Source organism: Helicobacter ganmani (assembly GCF_003364315.1).
GTDB lineage: Bacteria > Campylobacterota > Campylobacteria > Campylobacterales > Helicobacteraceae > Helicobacter_D > Helicobacter_D ganmani.
In genome coordinates this window covers 370,110-388,198 of sequence record NZ_NXLS01000001.1, presented here as the reverse complement: position 1 = coordinate 388,198, position 18,089 = coordinate 370,110, and the positions used below count along the sequence as shown (strand labels likewise).

Genomic DNA, 18,089 nt, shown 5'->3' with positions numbered 1-18,089 from the left:
AGAGGCTAGAGCTAAATTGTCCGCGTATAAAAAAGTGTTGCAATGTATTTTAGGTGAGGAGGAATAAATTTTTAAGAGATTCTATCTACAAATTAAGAATGAATCCCTAAAAATAGGGCTTAAATAAGGACACTTAAAGCAAAAAGCTTGTATAATATGTGCGGATTTAAGGTTAGGCTTTTCTTAAAAAGGAGGGCTTAATGGCAGAGATGATAATTGCTTTAGTTGTGATACTTCTGCTTATCCTAGCCGTAAAAGCTAGGTAAGCAATCATTTATTAAACCTTTGTGATTTTATGCCACTTCCGCTTATAAAAGCCTTAAATCCCTTGCAAATCTAAAGCCACTTAAGCGGGAGTGGTTTTAGTCTCAAAGAAAATGTGAAAGATTCTCTTTGATGTTTGAAATCTCCTTTGGATTCTCTTGGTCTTTATTGCTGGAAATGATTTGATTCTTTTCTTTTATTTGTTGTGGAGATTTGTTTTTAATCTTTTGTTCTAGCTCTTTTAAAAATTCTGCATTATTTTTTTCTAAAGCTTTGGAAAGAGTGGAAAATTCTTTAAAGTTAAAAAGCGAAATTTCTTGTTTGCTTTTGAGATATTTTTCTAAGAATTGGTATTTTTTCTCTAAAGTTTTATCCAAAAAAGAAATGTTTTTATTAATTTTATCCAAATAAGAAATATGCACCTCTCCTCTAATCGCCATTATGGAACATTTTACGAGAATTTTTTGCATTTCTAGGAGTTTAAAAGCATTGGCTTTTTCTCCAAATATTTTAGAATATTTGAGATTGGTTTTAATGTAGTCTAAAGTAAAATCATTGGCAGATTGTTTTTGTAATATTATTTCTTTTTCAAAAAGATTAAAGAGTGTTTGTTGTTTTTTGGGGAGATTCTTTCTTTTAAAATTTTTTTTCAAAAATTCTAAGTATTTTTCTTTTTCAAAAATGGAAGCCCAATCATTAGAAAAAGATTTTTCTAATTCCATATAATTATCTGTTACATTTCTATCACGCTTAAGTTTTGAAATTTCTGCGTCTATGTCTTTGTAATTGCTATAAAAAAAATTCAATTTCTCGTTTAATCTCTTGACTTCTTTGAATTGTTGGAAATAGATTTTATTCTTATCCATTTGATTCTTTAAGGCTTCCACAATAAGATTCTTTTTTTCTACTCTTAAATCCCAAATAAGTTTTCTTAAATTTAGTCTTTTTTTCTCCAAATTGTCAATTTTCTTGTCTAGGGAAGTGCGTTGTGATTCTAAAACATTAAGTAAGGCAATTTTAGAATTTAGATTGATTTTTTCTAAGTCTTTGAGGTTTTGTTCTAAGTCATTTTCTAACTTCATTGTATTTTTATAATTGTAGCCTCTTTGGTTTAAAGCAGTGGCAAAATCATTGCGCAAATGATTGAAAAAATTTCTAATTTCCTCTCTATCTTTGAAGTGAATTTTTCTCTCTGTGATTTGATTTCTTTTATTGAGTAAAATATGAATATGGGGATTGTTTTGATGCCAATGTGGAACAAAAACAAAATCATTAAAGGGGAGATTCTTTTTGATTGTTTCAATGGCAGATTGAATCAAATAAGAACGACTAACAAAAGAATCTTGCTCTTTAATACTAAAAACTAAATGCCACACATCTTTTGAATTTGTATTTGTGCCAAAGTCTTTCTCCCATTTTTTTAAAACTTCGGGTGTTGTTAGCTCATTATTTTCACTATCATAACAAGTGAATTTTTCGCTATGCTTAATGCAATAATTGAGTGCGTTTTTAAATCCATTTTTGTTTAAGTTTGAAATGTTTTTTATTACTGCTTGTTTTTGTGTATAAGAGGAATCTCCTTTAATATTTTTAAACAAATAGATAAAATGATTTTGCGGATAACTCTCTATCCCTTTTTTATTAGATTGCTGCTTGACTTTTTTTGCTTTAATTTCCTCAAAATCAAAAAATAGTGCTTTCTCTTTCTGCTTTTTAAATTCTCTAAAAGTTGGAAAATAATGCAAAGCCAAAAACAAGAATCCTTAAAAATATTTTCTATAACTTGCTTAAAAAATATTCTAATCAAAATTAATTTAAACAATCATTACAATATTTTTTGCAGGATAACCTTCCAATGTATGCTTTTTTAGAAAAAAAGTCTTTATCAATGCCTATGAATAGGGCATTTCTAAAGAGATTTTTTTGCAAAAATGAAGTTTTCAGAAAAATAAAAAAGTTTATCGCCAAATTCTTTGAAAAAGTTTTGAAATTTTCTTACAATATTTTTTTAAAATTCTTTTGTTTTGTTTTTGGAATCCAAATGCAATTTTGTTTAAGTCTTAGTGTAATCTTTTTTAAAATATTTTAGCATTGTTTTTTAGAATCTTAGTGTAACTATGTTTTAAATTTCTTTGCAATAAGAATTTAAAATTTTTTGCAAAATTTTATTTGCGGAATTTGTAAGATTTTTTAAACCTCTTGTAACTATCTTATATTGATTCTTGCAAAGCAATATTTTTTAAAATTGCTTGTAACACTTTAAAAATATTTTAAGCAAATTAATAGCCTTTAAACTCCTAATTTATCGCAATTTCTTTCAAAACTCTTTCCGCAAAAATATGTTTTTGATAATGAAAAAAAAGTTGTTAGTATTTCTCAAATCTTTCAAGAAAAGGAGCGTAAATGCTTAAGAGTTTTTTACAAAAAATTTCGTTTTTGTTGGTTGTGTGTTTGCCTATGGCAGTCTTTGGTGCAAGCGATAGCGCACTTGGAAAATTTAAAGGCGAGTTTGAAACGCAAGTTACAAATACTGCAAGTGATATTGCCTCTATGGTAAATACTTTTGTCAGTGTGATTGGGATTTTATGGCTTGTGATTTTGCTCATCATTGTAATGTTTAACAAAGAAAGAATGATGGAGCATATCAAAGGCATTATTGCAGTTTCTGTGATTTTAGGAATTGTTTGGGGAATCTCTAAATCTTTGATTTAATTTTTAAAAGGAATAAGCAGTGTTAAATTCATTTTGTTACAGAGAATTAACAAAAAAACCAAAAGCAAAAGGCTTGAGTATTACTTCTTGGACTATTTGGGCTTTTATAAGCTTTATTCTTTGGTTTTTGTTTCAACTTTATGCGATTCCTGTTGCGATTATTATTTTAGCTCTGCTTTATACATTAGAGTTTTTTGATGAAGATATTTATGATGTTATTAAAATGCGTTTTAAAATCAAATCAAAAAAATATTTTGCATAAAAAAATAAAGGTAAAATGATGTCTTTTTTAAAAAATTTTTTTTCAAAAAATCAGCGACAAGAAAAGCCTCCCAAAGATTCCTCAAAAACTGAATTATTTTCCTTGATAAATAAAATTTTAAAAGAGGGCGATAGTATTTTTACGATTCTACAACCCAAAATTTTTTCTATGGCTTTGGAGAATAATATTGCGCAAAAATATAATGAGGAAATCATTGTAACCAGTGATAAAAATTTGTGTATTGGATTTGAATTATTTGGTTATAGTTATTCTGCAATCACTCCTGAAGAAGAACTTTCATTAAGTGAAGCAAGAAATCGCTTTTTTACCTCTTTAGGCGATGATGTAGCCGTAAGTATTGTTTGCAAAAAAGAGAAAATTCTTTTAGACTATATCAAGCCTGAAATTAAAAACCCTTATGCAAAAGAAATCATAGATAAATGGGAAAATCTGCGTGAAGCTTACCAAATTGTTTATTATTTTATAATCTCTACTAAAAGCAAAGCAATTTTGGGAGAATTGAATAAATTTAAAGACAAATTTACTAAAGAAAAGGAAGAGGGGAATGGAATTTCTACCATAGAATTAGACAGAATCCAAAAACAAACAAAGTCAATCAACTATGGCTTAGACCAAAAGGCAAATACACTAGAATCTATAAAGCAAATTGTAAAAAATACGCTTAACGAATTTAAACCAAGAATATTAAGCTCTGATGAGTTGATTAACTTTTTTGCAACCTATGCAAATATGAGCAAAACAAATCTAAAATATAGCTATGAGCTTTTAACAGATTGCTACATTACAAGCGATGTGGAATTTAAAAAGGATTACATTATTTTTCATACAAATAGGGCGAATAGTGTGATTCCAAGAGATGAGAATAACAATCCATTAGAACCTACACAAACAAGTGAAAAAATCTATGCTAAATTCATCAGTGTAAAAGCTTATGAAACTGAAAACATTTCAAGCAATATCAGCACTGCGGTTTTAAGAGAAAATATAGAGTATAGCATTTTTATTAGTTGTGAGGTTGTGCCAAAAGAAAAGGCTTTAAAGCATATTAAAGATAAGGCAATTTTTGCAGTGCAAGAAGCCAAAGAAATGCTTAATGCGCTAGACCAAGATATACGAAGCGACAGAGAGAAACTCTTAGAAACAAGCTATTCCATTTTGATTCACGCTCCTAATTTAGAAGAGTTAAATGAGAAAACCAATCATCTTAAAGGTGTGCTAGAAAATCAATATTTAGCAATGATTGCTGAAACATTAAATCTTGCCCCTTTATTTTTCTCTTTCTTTCCAAGCAGAAGCAATTTAAATGCAAGAAAAAGAAGTTTGCAAAGCTCTAATCTAGCCACAATGATAAATTTAGAAAATGATATTTTGGGATTCAATAAAAATCGTTGGGGAAATGCGCCTGTTACAATCTTTAGACACTTGAGTGGAAGCCCATATTTTTTTAATTTTCACGCAACAAGTGGTAAGGAAGCAAGTGGGCATACAATGATTATTGGGGCAAGTGGCACAGGTAAAACTGCCCTAACGCAATTCCTAATGACAAATCTCTTTAAATACGATGTGAATATTTTTGCAATGGATAAAATGCGTGGTATGCACAATTTTGCAAAATATATCGGCGGAGAGTATCACGATTTAGACGATGAAGCAGGATTTAAACTTAATCCCTTTTCTTTAGCCAGAACAACTGAAAATTCTAACTTTTTAAGAGCGTGGTTAGCAATGATGATAGGAATTGATGAAAAAGATACTCAAGCTATTAACAATATCCAAGATACTTTAAAAAGATTGGAAATGGTGGAACACCCTAATTTTAAAGAGTTTCATAACTCCCTTGAAACACAAAACGACCCTAGCAAATTGGATTTAAAAATGGCATATCAACCCTTTTTGGATTCCATTTTTAACCACCAAGAAGATGCACTAAACTTTAAAGAACAACTCTCTATTTTAAATATGGACGCAATCATCAAGGATAAGACACTAGCAGGGCTTATGGCATTTTACATTTTTCATAAACTCTCTAACAATGCCAAAGCTACAAATAAAGGGTTCTTTGTGTTTGTAGATGAGTTAAAAGATTATTTGAATAATGAGATTATGCGTGAAAAGCTACTAGAAGCAATTTTGGAGGTTAGAAAAATCAATGGTTCGGTAATGGTAGCGACACAAGACATTGGATTTTTTAAAAACATTCCCAAAGGAAGTTCTTTTATTAATAATATGGTGAATTTTTTAATTTACCCTACCAAAAACGAGCAAACCTTAGAGGATTTACGCACAATGGCAAATCTTACAGGTAATGAAATCTCATTTTTGAATAAGACCAATCCAACAGAGCGCAAGATTCTACTAAAAAGAGGGGATTATTCTGCCATTTTAGATGTGAATCTATCAAGATTGCAGGGACATTTGAATGTCTTTAGTTCAGACGCTGGAGATGTGAAGAATCTTAAAGCATTAAAAAGAGCTTATGGAGAAAAAGAGTGGCGAGAGCTTTATATAAGAGGACATAGAATGCCCGATGAAGATTATTAAGGAGCAATAGATGAAGAAGATTTTAGTTTTAAGTTTAGTAATTACAAGTATGGTATTGAGTGCTTGTAGCAGCAAACACGCTATCAAACAAAGCCCTTGCGCTTGTTATGATATAGAAATCTTACAGAAAGATAGAGGCTAGAGATGATAAATTTAAAAGACCCAAATTATATTTTTCAGTTGGAAAAAAATATTACAAAAATTCTTTTTATTTTAGTTGTGATTCTAAGTGGATTATTATTTTTAGCCCTTTTTTCACTTGCGATTTTAATGCCACTTAAAGAGACAAAACCTTATTTGGTTTTCTTTTCAGAGCCACAAGGTAGCTTTTTTAGAATAGAAACACAAGGTTTTAATGTGCGCAACGACATTGCGCTTTTAAAATCTCTTTTAGCGGGCTATGTGATTAAGCGAGAAACAATCAATCGGATTGATGATGATGTGCGTTATAGGGAAGTAGCACTTCAAAGTGAAAACAAAGTCTATAAGGTATTTCAACAAGCAGTAACACAAAGTGGTTCAATCTATCAAACAAAGAATCTCTACCGAGAGATTGAAATTATTAATAGCCAAATTCTAAGTCAAGATGTCGCAACCATAGAATTTATCGCAAAAGAAAGACAAGGAGAATTACAAACAGGCTATCAACGCTATAAGGCTACTTTGAAATTTGGATTCGAACCAAAAGAGATTAAGGAAAATGCGATTCCATTAAATCCCACAGGGTTTATTGTTTATGAATATGCCTTAAGCAAAGTTAATATTGAAAAAGATGGAACAATGAAAACAATCGCACAATAGGGGAAAAAATGAAAAAATTAATAATTTTTACTATCTTACTTCAAAACATATTGTTTGCCAACCCAAATGCTTTAAACCAAGCTGCAATAGAAGACATTATGCAAGAGCGACAAGAAGAAGTGGATAGAATAATGGCAACAAGACAACAAAGCGGAGAATCTTTGTTTGCACAAAAGCCTACCATAGAAGATAAAAATAAATACATTGCCAATAATGTGAGCATTCATAACACTAATCCAGATACGAATCATTATGCTACTCCACAAATGCAATATGAACAACAATATTCACAAGAGATTCCAGCATACACTGAAGAGCAGTTGCTTTTAATGAAACAAGCAGTAAGAAACAAAGATTTAAAAGCGGTGCAAAAAAAGTTTTTAGAGAAAAAATATACAGGATTTGAAAACACAATACAAATTCCTTACGAAGAGAATAAAACACAAAAAATACGCACACGCTTCACAATGGCAACCACGATTATTTTTGAAAGCGAAGTGGAAAGTTATATTTTAGGAGACCAAAGTGGATATAAAGTAGAAGAAATACCCAATATGCCCAATGCAATCAGCATAAAGCCTTTTTTAATCGGTATTGATACGAATTTGACGATTTTTACAAAAGATAAAAAAATCCATAATTTTTTCCTCTATTCTACTGACTATAAAAACAAAGAATTGCCAAACTTGCTTGTAAAGATTCTTGATGATGAAAGCAAAATCTTAACGCAAGAGCAAATGGAAGAGGAAGCTAGAAAATACTTTGTCATTAAAGAGGGGATTGCAGAAATGAAAGTGGAGAGGGAACAAATGGATTTCTCTTATATCAAAAAAGCCAAAAAATACAATGAATGGCTAATTCCTAGTGAAGTCTTTAATGATGATACTTTCACTTATTTTAAATACGAGAAAAAACAAAATGGCAAAATTCCAGCAATTTTTGCAGTCATTGATAAACGCGATACACCCGTTGAAACAAAAGTCATTGGCGATTGGATTATTGCGGAGAGTAGAAATGATAAATGGACAATATGGAGTGGAGAATCCTATGTTTGCATTGAAAAAGTAAAAGAGGAAGAGAAAGTAAAACCAAACAAACAAGAACAAAAGGCTGTAAAATGAAAAAACTTCCATTGATTGCCTTAACTCTTTCTCCCTTTTTGGTTTTAGCTAATCCTAGTGAAAATATTTTAAAAGAGCAAAAGGCGATTCATCAACAGAGTTTGGATTATCTTTTTGATTCCAAATTTCCACTAGATGATTATACTTATAGAAAAAAGCCAAATCCCAATCAAGTGGTGCAAATTGAAAAAAATAATGAAATTAAAAATTCTGAATCTACAATAGATAAAGAAGAGGAACTTAGAAAAAAGGAAGAAGAGTTTGAAAGAAAAATCACAGAAACCCAAAAGAAAGTAGAAACTAAAAAAAGGGAATTAGAACAGAGCGCACCTAAAAAGAAAGTGAATCTTACCCCCCAGCAAAGAATGGATAATTTACTGCGTGATTCTATTCTTGCAGAAAGAGGTTCTCAAGAAATCTACTTTTCACAGGGTGCGAATCCTTATGGCGTAGATTCTTTTTCCAATCAAGAAAATATTGACAATGCAACCAATGAACACAAACTCTTTAGAATGGTTCGAGCAGGGCGTTTGATACCAGCAACACTTACAACAGCAATTTCAAGTGATTTAGCAGGGATTGTAAGTGCGCAGATTGAAGAGGATATTTATGCCACAATGGGAAGAGCGGTAATGATTCCAAGAGGCAGTAAGGCGATTGGTTATTATCAAAGTAGTAGTGAAATCACAGGACACGCAAGATTGCAAATAGAATGGAGAGAAATCATCACTCCTCAAGGCGTGAATATTTTATTAACTAATGCCAAAACATCAGATTCTATGGGTAGAAGTGGAGCAGAGGGTGATTTAAATAGTAGAATGTGGCAACGCTTCGGGATTCCTTACACGCTTTCCACGCTTACAAATGTGTTATTGCTTTCCATTGCTACGCGCGATAACAATAGCAATTCCAATCAATACAGCGATTCCATTTACAATCAAACCCAAACCGATTTGAGTGCAATCGTGCAAGAAATTCTAGCGCAACAAAAAAGTATCAAGCCTGTAATAGAGATTAAAGCGGGCAGCAGAATCTTTATTGTGCCAACGCATCACATTTGGTTTCCAAAACCAAAGAAAAACGAGATTATGACGCAATATTTTAAATAAGGAGAAAGTATGGATTTTAAAAATGTAACAGAGTTTGTTAGCAATATGTATCAAAACGACAAATTACTTGAGAGAAAAAAGGAATCTCTTGCAAAATTAGTAAAACAAATTGAAAGAGACGAAGTAAAACTCACAGGACAAAAGTTAAAAGCACAAAAAATATTAGAAGAAATCCTCTCTTTAGAGCAAAAAACAAAAGAGAAAAGTGCGTAGAAAGTTTAGAATATGACAAATATTGAAATGATTAAAGAATCGCAAGATATTAGCGGGATTTTAAAGACATTGCTTACTTATTTGGATAAATATTTAGATAGGGCGCAAAATGGAAATTCCAACGAATTAATCATTAATAGAGAATTTGAGATATGCCTTGATAAAGGCTCACAATGGGAATATATACAAGATGAGAAACTCAATATTTTTTTCCTAGATAGTTTTGTCAAAGAGTTAGCTACAAGAAGAGGATTAAACTTTAATAAAGATAATCCTACTTTATCGTGTGAATTACCAGCTCCTTATCTAAGATATAGACTACAAGCGCAACACGAAAGTGTTTTATACAATTCAAAAATAGGAATTTCTATAAGGATTCCAAGCAATCAGCGTTTTGCATTAGAAAATTTCGTCTTAAGCGATAATTGCACCCAAAAAGGTTGGGATTATGAAAGGATTAAACAACTTGTTAGAGACCACAAAAGTATTTTAATTAGCGGAGGAACAGGCACAGGCAAAACAAGCTTTTTAAATGCCTTAGCAAGTGAAATAGACCCCGATGAAAGAATTGTAACCATAGAGGATTCTCAAGAATTATCTCTTGTAAATAAGAATATTTTGCAACTCGCAGTTCCAAAGGTAGAAACAAATAAATACAGCTATAAAATGGCAATAGATAATGCCTTAAGGTTAAGACCCGATAGATTGTTACTAGGAGAAATTGATACAAGAAATACTTTGCCTTTCCTTAGGGCTTCAAACACAGGACACGAGGGGAATCTAAGCACACTACACGCAAACACTCCAAAGGACGCAATCAAAGCTATTGGAATTAATGTAACACTAGGAGGTGGAATACAAAACCCCGACACCAAAATGCTTAATTCTTACATTGCAAGTGGCGTTGATTATATTATTCAAATCAAACGCATACAGAATCAAAGAGTAATTACAGAGATTCTAAATCTCAAAGAAATAGACATTAATAGCATAGAGTAGCAAAATGGAAAAAGAAATTAAAAGCACAAGAGTAGGGTTTTATCTCAATGAAGACGACCAAAAAATGCTACAAAGCTTAAAGAATCGCAAGGGTATTACAAAAAATGCAATTATTAGAGAGATGATTAAAGAATGTTATTTCAGGGAGGATGATTCTAAAGAAAGCAAAAATATTGCTTATTTGATTATGCTTAATAAAACTTTCATTGACAATATTCACCGCATAGGAAACAATATCAATCAAATCGCTTATCATCTTAATGCGGGAAAAGATTTAAACAATCAAATAGAAAGCATTATTAGCAATATAAATGAAATTAAAAGCATTCTTACAGAATATAAAAAAGTTTTAAAAAAAGACAAAATCCACAATCTCTTTAAAAAATCAAAATACAGGAGAGTAAGCAAAAATGGATAAAAAAATAACATTACAAAAGTGGCTCTTAGGGTTGTTTGTTTGCATTGTTCTTGGAATCGTGCTTTTCTTTTCTTCTGTAAAATATATTTTTAATCCTAATTTTACAGATGTTTTTCATACAGGACTTTTATTACTTCAAAATTTAACGAGTGGCAAATTAAAATTTAAAGCTTATTTAACCATTCTTTTTGCTCTTATGCCTTTAATTGTTTTAATAGTTTATTTTATTATTTATAATGAAAAAAGCTTAGAAGATTATGGAAATGCCTCTTTTGCCAAAAAAGAAGATTATAAAAAAATGGGAATTAATAACGAACAAGGCTTAATGTTAGGTTGTTTGTATAAGAAAAAAACTTTTATAGAAAAACTCAAAAACAAACCCGATGAAATAGAACAATTTTTAAGATGTGTAAGCCCGCTATCTTGTTTGATTGTAGCTCCTCCCGGAACAGGAAAAACCGCCTCTATTGCTTTGCCCAATCTCTTTAGTCTCCCTTGCTCTGTTGTTGTTTTAGATATTAAGGGGGAGCTTTTTTATCTTAGTGCAGGATATAGACAAGAAAAATTTGGGAATAGAATTTTGCGATTCTCCCCCCTTTATCCAGATGAAAATACAATGTTTTTTAATCCTTTTGATAGAAAAGTAATTGCGGATATGGATTATGTGAAAATGAAGCAACTTGCAGACCAAATTGCAGGAACAATTTTCATAGGTGAAAAAGGGAAAGAAAACGACCATTGGGTTGTAAGTGCTAAAACATTATTTACTTTCTTTGCTACTTATTTTATGCAAAAGAATAAACATACAAGTTTAGGTGAAATTGCTCAAGCTCCTAAAAAAGATTTTTATGATGAAATCCCTGACGACATTAAATTGCAATTTGGATTAGCGACACAAAATGAATTTACACAAAAAATTACAAGAGACCTCTCTAAAGATTCAAGTAAAGCCTTTTTTAAAGCAGTTGCAAATGATGAAACTTTGCACGACATTACAAGAAATCAAGCCAATGCTTATACGATTGTCGCAGACAATGAATTTGCAAGTGTGAAATCTACCTTTGATACTTTTATGGCTGTGTTTCAAAATCCCAATGTAGATAATGCCACCGCAAAAATGAGCTTTGATTATTACGATTTAAGAAAGGAAAAAATTAGTTGCTACATTGTGATTCAAACAGAAGATATTGACATTTTAGCCCCACTCATTAGAATCTTTGTAGAGACAATGTTTAAAAAGTTGATGAGCGGGGAAGGAAATGCTGACCCCAATAAATTCATTTATTTTATTGGTGATGAATTTGTGCGTTTTGGAAAAATGCCTTTCTTGCTAGAAGCTCCTGCGCTTTGTAGAAGTTATGGATTGATTCCCATTTATATCACACAAAGCTATGAGCAGATTAAAAAATATTATGGTGAAGATGATTTGAATATTTTACGAAGTAATGTAGGCTATCAAGTTGTCTTTACAATGAACTCTGCAAAAGATGCAGAAGAATTAAGCAAAATGATAGGTAAATTTACACGAAAGAAAATCTCACGCTCGCAAGGCAATTTAGATTTAATCAAATCTAGTGATTCTACTTCAAGTGAGGGGTATGAGCTTGTCCCAGCACAAGATATTTTAAATATGCCCAATACAGATATTTTAATTTTAGTGCGTGGATTTGTCAAACACCCCATTAAAGCAAAAGTAAATTATTGGTTTAAAAATCCACAATGGAAAGGCGCAGATAAGATTCCTCTAAAATCTAATGAGGAATTAGAAAAAGCACAAATAGAGCAGACCAAAAAAGAATTACAAGAAACAGAGAAAGAAAAAGAATCCACAGAAACTGCCAAAATAAATTCTTATGTGCAGATTGTCAATGAGAATCCATTGCAGGCTAAAAAAAATGAGCCTAAAGCAAGTAAAGTAAATCCTTATATGCAAGTCGTTGTAGATAAAAATGAGGAAAAAGCACGACAAATTCTAGCAAGCAGAAAAAGACAAGAAGAAGTAAAACAAGAATCGCAAGAACAAGAAGTGTTAAACACCATTCAACCTTTCACAAAAGAGGAAAAACAAGAAATTATCCGACAAGCACAAGAAAACATAGAAAATAAGGCAATGGAATCTATAAATACAGAAAATCCGCAGAAAGAGGAAAAATTAGAATTAGAAAATGCAGAGGTAGAACAAGCCCAACTCACCTCAAAAGATAAAATTGCTTACATTGAAAAAGAGTTAGGAAAAGAGGGGTATAAAACTTTCTTGCTCCACCTAGCAACTCCAGATGATTTAGATACAACACCAACCGAAATTAAGATAGAACAAATGAGGAATCTAATAACAGAAAACAAAATTCCAATCAACACAATTAAAGATATTATCAAAGAAATTAAAAATAAGAATGAGGAATCTGAAAACCCATAAAGCCTTAAAGCTTTATGGCAATAGGTTAAAGTAAGTTTATTGAACTTAGACTTACTTTAGCCTATGTTTATAATGAATGTAGGCTAAAAAATTTTAAAGGAGCAAAAATGCCGACTGAAGATTCTAAATTAGTAGCAGAGGAAAAACCGCTTAAGCTATTTAATCCATACGAGAAATACACTCCCGATGAAATTAGGGCGTTTAATGAAGCTTATTTTGAGAATTTGCTGCAAGAAACACAAGTGAGTGGATTAGAGCCGACTTCCGATTATGATGAGGAGGGAAATCCAATAGAATATTTGGAAGCCAAGAGCGGAAATAACCAAAGCGAGTAAGTTTATTTGTTTTAGTGTTTAGATACTTTAGATTTTTCATCTTGATACTATCGTTTTAAATTTTGATACTTTAGATAAGGAGAATATTATGCCAGCAGTAGAAGTCGCAGAACCCAAAGAAAGAATGGATTGGGAAAAAGCAACCAATGCCGAAAGATTGGAAAATGTCAATAAAGGCAAAGTTGCAGTTGTCTCACACGCAATGTATGTGGCAAGAGATAAACTATTCTTGAATCAACCAATGACACAGGAGACAATGGATAAGACTATGCCCTATGATGTTACAACAGGCAAGCCTTTCGTTGGATTAAATAGTGCCCTATTAAGAACATTCGCTAATGGAAATAGCTATAAGAGCAATGATTTCATTGACATTAAAGACGCTTGGAAATTAGGCGGAGAACTTAAAACCTATAAAGGCGTTACAAAAGAGGGTAAATCTTATGACAAAAAACCACCTTGTTATCGCTTGGAGTATATGGCTACTTGGGAATTAAGGGATAAAATTGACCCAAAAACCAATGAGCCGATGACTGCGGTAAATGAAAAAACAAGGCGAACCTATGTCGTGAAAGAAAGGGTAGATTTGCCAGAGCCAAAACTGCAAACCAAATCGCTTTACCATATTAGTGAGTTTAAAGGGCTTGATAAGAGCCAATTTAAAGAGCGTGATATGAATGCGATGGAAAATTACAGAGAAAAACTAGCAAATGGTGTCGCTAATGGATTGCCTAATCTTAAAAGAATTGGTATTGAGGGTGTGATTGCGGATTCTTTAATCCGATTCATTAATGCCCAAAACAAAGGACAAGAATATACACCAACCCAAGCACATACCAATATGATTAACAAAACACAATCTCAAACACAAGAGAAAGTGCAAGAAAAGGAAAATCAAGGCAGAGGGCGATAATTTGCTAAGTAATTCTTAGGGAATCAGTCAAGAGTTTTTTAGAGTCTTTAAGGAAGCATTTGCTTCCTTTAAAATAGCAAAAGGGAAAAAAGAATGCTGTTTAGTTTTTTAAAATTTTTAGGATTAAACGAAACAAATCCTACAAAAACAAATCAAATCACAACGCAAGAATCCAAAGAAAGTATCAAAGAAAAAGATATTCCTTATAAATTAGATTCTATACCTTTACAAAAGACGACAACAAAGCACATTACTCAAATAGAGGGTAATACCATAATAGAAAAAGAAATTATCGTAACACAAACTTGTAATGGAGAATCCATACAAGAAAAAACACAAACCAACATTCTTTCAACACAAACTTTTTCAAGAGGAATCTAAATGGGAGAAGAAAGCGCAAAAGGATTGTTTGAATCACTTTTTGGACAATTACACGAAATTGCTTCCAACCTTATAAGTATGATTTATGGCGCAGGACAAGCAATCTTTTTTAATGGATTAGCCTATTGCTTTATAGGATTAATTGCAATCTTTTGGCTTATCAAAAGATTGCATAAAGGCGGAATTGACAAAGAGGACGCTTATCAATCTTTGGTTTGGATAGTGATTGTAAGCATTGTTTATGTCATAATGGGCAATGAGGGGGCTTATTATGAGTTTTTAAATTTATTGGATTTGCCTATTAATTATGTCTCTGCCATTACTGCACAGAATTTTGGAAGCACAGATTTTGCAACAAGTTTTGGAAATGGGATTGATACTTTAAATAATGGAATGAGTGCAATATACGAAAGTTTATTTGAGTATTTTAAAAAACAAGGCAAAGGGCTTGTTTTTGATGACCCTACATTTATCAGTGCCATATATGCAGGTATTTATATGTTCTTTTGGGGGTTAATGTGGCTAACCTATATGATTTTAATTCTTGCCATTACCTCTATTTGCATTGTTACAAAGTTTATGGCAACAATCATTCTTTCTATTGCTCCTATTGTAATTCCTTGTTTGATGATGAATCAGTTAAGAGGATATTTTTTCTCTTGGCTAAAGCTTTATCTTTCTTATTCTATGTATGCACCCATTGCGATGATTATAGGCAATTTTCCTATGGTAGCATTAGAGAAGGTAGAATTAATACCAAATAATGTTTCACAATTAGAGCAAGTGATTGCAAGCTTGACATTCATATTTTTTAAACCCATAGGCTTAATGATAGTTGCAATCATTGCGATTATGATTTTAATTAAAGTTCCAAGTTGGGTAAATCAAATTTTAGGCACTCAAAACGATGACGCAGTGGGATTAGCACCTCTAAAGGCAGTAGGTTCTGCAACTACAACAGGTGCAATGACGGGAGGAGCAGGATTAATAGCAGGAGCAGGAATCAAAGCAGCATTAGGAAGAGGAATTACATCAATGCTCCCTATGGGACAAACTGCTACGAAATTATATGACAGCTTTAAAAAGAGCGGGGGTGGTAGCATAAGCAATGGAAAAACGAGTGCTACTTCTGATTTTTTTAAATAAAAAAGGAAGTAAGTAGTGAATCTATCTTTATTTCAATTAAAGGAAGCAATGGGAGATAAAACCACCGCTAAAGTGGCAAGTTTTAGCGGTGTAAATTTGCAAATGGCAGAGATTTACCTTTTTAGGAGGTTTCTTATCTCCTCTCTAAAAAGCGTTACAAACACTGCAATCCCTGCAATGATTAAACTTAAAAGTTCCATTTTGGACTCCTTTGGTGTGTTCCTCCCCACACCCAACTCAATAGCCAAAAAAAAAGCTCAATTCCCAGACCGAGAATTGAGCTTTCAACCACACCAAAGGTTGCAAATTTCTTTTATCCATTTTGCCTTATGGATAGTGGGATTATACCATAAACTTATAAATAAGGAGAAAAAATGCAATTAAACGATACTTTAATCATCATTGAAAGCCCAAATAAAGTGGAAAAAATCCAAAAAATCACAGGCGCAAAAGTCTTTGCAACCGCAGGACACTTTAAAGGTTTAACGCAAGATTTTTTAAAAGATTTTGATAATTATGAGCCAATCTTTGATTTTACCGATGAGAGAAAAAAGAATAATATCTTTAAAGCCTTAAAAGAAGCAGAGGGAAAAGAAGTTTATATCGCAACAGACCCAGATAGAGAGGGATATGCAATTGGTTATTTTTTCTATCAAATGTTAAAAAACAAGAATCCAAAGAGTGTGAAAAGGGCAGAATTTTTTGAGATTACAGAGAGTGGCATTGAGAAAGGCATTACAAATGCAATTCCTTTTTCACAAAGCAATATAAAAATGTTTGAGAGTTGGAAAGCAAGAGCGGTAGGAGATAAATTAGTAGGTTTCATTCTAAGCCCAAAATATGCGGGAATCTTTAAAGAGAATATTAGCATAGGTAGAGTGCAAACCCCTGTATTAGCTTTAATTGTGCAAAGACAACAAGAAATTGAAGCCTATGAGAAACTTCCTCTAAAAGAAAAAGTGGATTATAAGATTAAAGCGATTTCTAGCAAAAATGGTAAAGAATTGTCTCTTTTAAATAATAATCTCTACAATGATAAACAAGAGGCTTTTTCTATTATTAATGATTTGCCAGATATTGCAAAATGCTACGAAATTGAAAGTAAAGAAGTTAAAAATTCCCCAAAAATGCCTTATAGAACCTCACAACTACAAGAATCTCTAAGCAAGAGATTAGGAATTTCCACAAAAGAAGTAATGGATTGTGCGCAAAAGCTTTTTGAAAAAGGCTTGATTACTTATCATCGCACAGATTCTAATGCAATTTCTAAAGAGTTTTTAGATGAGTTACAATCTCATCTAAGCAGTGAAGAATGGTATCAAAGGAGAGAATATAAAGCAGGAAGCCAAAGTCAAGCAGAAGCGCACGAAGCAATTAGAATTACACACTACCACTCTTTTAATCAATTAGATGAGATTGCCAAAGAAAATAATCTAAGTCCCAAAGAAAAAGAGATTTACCAAGCCATTTATCAAAACACGATTCTATCACAAGCAAAAGATTGCATTAACTCCATTACAGACTACACTTTTACCATTAAGGCAATGCTTTTCCATATCAAAAGCACGAAATGCTTATACAAAGGATTTAAAGGTGTATTTGCGGAAGAAGCAGACGAAGAGGAAGAAGAGGACAAAGTAATTCAAGACATAGAGTTTAGCAAGGAAGAAGAGATTGTGATTGCTAAATTTGATACACAAGAATTCAAGAAAAAAGCTCCAAGCCCTTATAAAGAAAGCAACTTCATCTCCCTTTTAGAGAAAAATGGAATTGGACGACCTAGCACCTATGCAACCTATCTCCCTATCTTAATAGAGAGAGGCTATATTATCTTAGAGAAAAAAGGTAAAGAGCATATCATTATCCCTACACAAAAAGGAATCACTCTTATCCAAACACTAAATAATAAAGAGGAATGGATTACAAAAGCGCAATTTACTAAAGAAATGGAAAATGTGCTAGATTGCATTGCAAAGGGAGAGCTAAAATACACAGACTTTATACGCCCTTTACATCAGAAAATGGAATTTGCTCCCATTAACCAAAAAGAAATTACCAAGCCAAGTGAAAAACAAATAGCCTATGCAGAAAAACTAGCAAAAGAGCAGGACATAGAGATTCCAAAAGAAATATATGAGGATTGTAAAGAGTGCAGTGCCTTTATTGAAAAGCTAAACAAGACTAAAGCTCCTACACCACCAAGTGAGAAGCAAATCAAATTAGCAGAGGATTTAGCAAATAAAAATAATTTAGAATTGCCAAAAGGCTATAAAGATGATTGTAAAGTATGTTCTGCATTCATTGATAAATGCTTTAAAAGCAAAAAATAAGAATATGGAATTTCTGTCGTTAGTTATCACATTTGTTATCCAGCTGAAACAATGTTGAAACAAGAATACAAAACGATTCAACAAATATTTGAATCGTGGCTCTTTAG

Annotated in this window: 17 protein-coding genes; 16 read left to right on the top strand and 1 reads right to left on the bottom strand. The window is 32.0% G+C overall.

Features of this window, described 5'->3' with window-relative positions; genetic code table 11:
- Positions 1-368 precede the first annotated feature (368 nt).
- The gene (locus tag CQA43_RS01915) at positions 369-2,015 is read right to left on the bottom strand and encodes a relaxase/mobilization nuclease domain-containing protein (protein WP_115550911.1); all 1,647 of its coding nucleotides are present in this window, start codon (positions 2,013-2,015) and stop codon (positions 369-371) included.
- A 652-nt stretch (positions 2,016-2,667) separates the two neighbouring features.
- Here CQA43_RS01915 and CQA43_RS01905 point away from each other — a divergent pair.
- The 16 genes from CQA43_RS01905 (at position 2,668) to CQA43_RS01830 (ending at position 17,982) form a co-directional block, all read left to right on the top strand.
- Entirely contained in the window at positions 2,668-2,976 is a 309-nt protein-coding gene (locus tag CQA43_RS01905; RefSeq protein WP_115550909.1) for a hypothetical protein, read from the top strand.
- 19 nt (positions 2,977-2,995) lie between these two features.
- Positions 2,996-3,238 (top strand): VirB3 family type IV secretion system protein, encoded by a 243-nt coding sequence (locus tag CQA43_RS01900; protein WP_115550908.1) that lies wholly within the window; start codon positions 2,996-2,998, stop codon positions 3,236-3,238.
- 18 nt (positions 3,239-3,256) lie between these two features.
- Positions 3,257-5,800, top strand: coding sequence for a VirB4 family type IV secretion/conjugal transfer ATPase (locus tag CQA43_RS01895; protein WP_181881594.1), 2,544 nt, complete (start codon positions 3,257-3,259; stop codon positions 5,798-5,800).
- A 10-nt stretch (positions 5,801-5,810) separates the two neighbouring features.
- On the top strand, positions 5,811-5,942 hold the full coding sequence (locus tag CQA43_RS09835; protein ID WP_281270089.1) for a hypothetical protein: 132 nt from the start codon (positions 5,811-5,813) through the stop codon (positions 5,940-5,942).
- A gap of 2 nt (positions 5,943-5,944) precedes the next feature.
- Positions 5,945-6,601: a type IV secretion system protein gene (locus tag CQA43_RS01890; RefSeq protein ID WP_115550906.1), complete on the top strand. Its 657-nt coding sequence runs from the start codon at positions 5,945-5,947 to the stop codon at positions 6,599-6,601.
- A gap of 8 nt (positions 6,602-6,609) precedes the next feature.
- Positions 6,610-7,722 (top strand): TrbG/VirB9 family P-type conjugative transfer protein, encoded by a 1,113-nt coding sequence (locus CQA43_RS01885; RefSeq protein WP_115550905.1) that lies wholly within the window; start codon positions 6,610-6,612, stop codon positions 7,720-7,722.
- Positions 7,719-8,831 carry a DNA type IV secretion system protein ComB10 gene (locus tag CQA43_RS01880; protein ID WP_115550904.1) on the top strand — a complete coding sequence of 371 codons (1,113 nt, stop codon included), beginning with the start codon at positions 7,719-7,721 and terminating at the stop codon, positions 8,829-8,831. Before CQA43_RS01885 ends, CQA43_RS01880 begins: the two co-directional genes overlap by 4 nt.
- A gap of 9 nt (positions 8,832-8,840) precedes the next feature.
- Complete coding sequence (locus CQA43_RS01875) at positions 8,841-9,044, top strand: hypothetical protein (protein WP_115550903.1); 204 nt, start codon at positions 8,841-8,843, stop codon at positions 9,042-9,044.
- Between the two features lie 12 nt (positions 9,045-9,056).
- Positions 9,057-10,043, top strand: coding sequence for a CpaF/VirB11 family protein (locus CQA43_RS01870; protein WP_245944183.1), 987 nt, complete (start codon positions 9,057-9,059; stop codon positions 10,041-10,043).
- A gap of 4 nt (positions 10,044-10,047) precedes the next feature.
- A complete protein-coding gene (gene mobC, locus CQA43_RS01865) occupies positions 10,048-10,461 on the top strand; it encodes a plasmid mobilization relaxosome protein MobC (RefSeq protein ID WP_115550902.1) in 414 nt (137 codons plus the stop codon).
- Positions 10,454-12,877, top strand: coding sequence for a type IV secretory system conjugative DNA transfer family protein (locus tag CQA43_RS01860; protein WP_115550901.1), 2,424 nt, complete (start codon positions 10,454-10,456; stop codon positions 12,875-12,877). The genes mobC and CQA43_RS01860 overlap by 8 nt, the downstream gene beginning before the upstream one ends.
- A 107-nt stretch (positions 12,878-12,984) precedes the next feature.
- Positions 12,985-13,212, top strand: coding sequence for a hypothetical protein (locus CQA43_RS01855; RefSeq protein WP_115550900.1), 228 nt, complete (start codon positions 12,985-12,987; stop codon positions 13,210-13,212).
- An 88-nt stretch (positions 13,213-13,300) separates the two neighbouring features.
- Positions 13,301-14,125, top strand: coding sequence for a hypothetical protein (locus tag CQA43_RS01850; protein WP_115550899.1), 825 nt, complete (start codon positions 13,301-13,303; stop codon positions 14,123-14,125).
- Positions 14,126-14,218: 93 nt separating this feature from the next.
- The gene (locus CQA43_RS01845) at positions 14,219-14,506 is read left to right on the top strand and encodes a hypothetical protein (RefSeq protein WP_115550898.1); all 288 of its coding nucleotides are present in this window, start codon (positions 14,219-14,221) and stop codon (positions 14,504-14,506) included.
- Positions 14,507-15,652 (top strand): type IV secretion system protein, encoded by a 1,146-nt coding sequence (locus CQA43_RS01840; protein ID WP_115550897.1) that lies wholly within the window; start codon positions 14,507-14,509, stop codon positions 15,650-15,652.
- A 374-nt stretch (positions 15,653-16,026) separates the two neighbouring features.
- Positions 16,027-17,982, top strand: coding sequence for a type IA DNA topoisomerase (locus tag CQA43_RS01830; RefSeq protein ID WP_115550895.1), 1,956 nt, complete (start codon positions 16,027-16,029; stop codon positions 17,980-17,982).
- Positions 17,983-18,089: the final 107 nt, after the last annotated feature.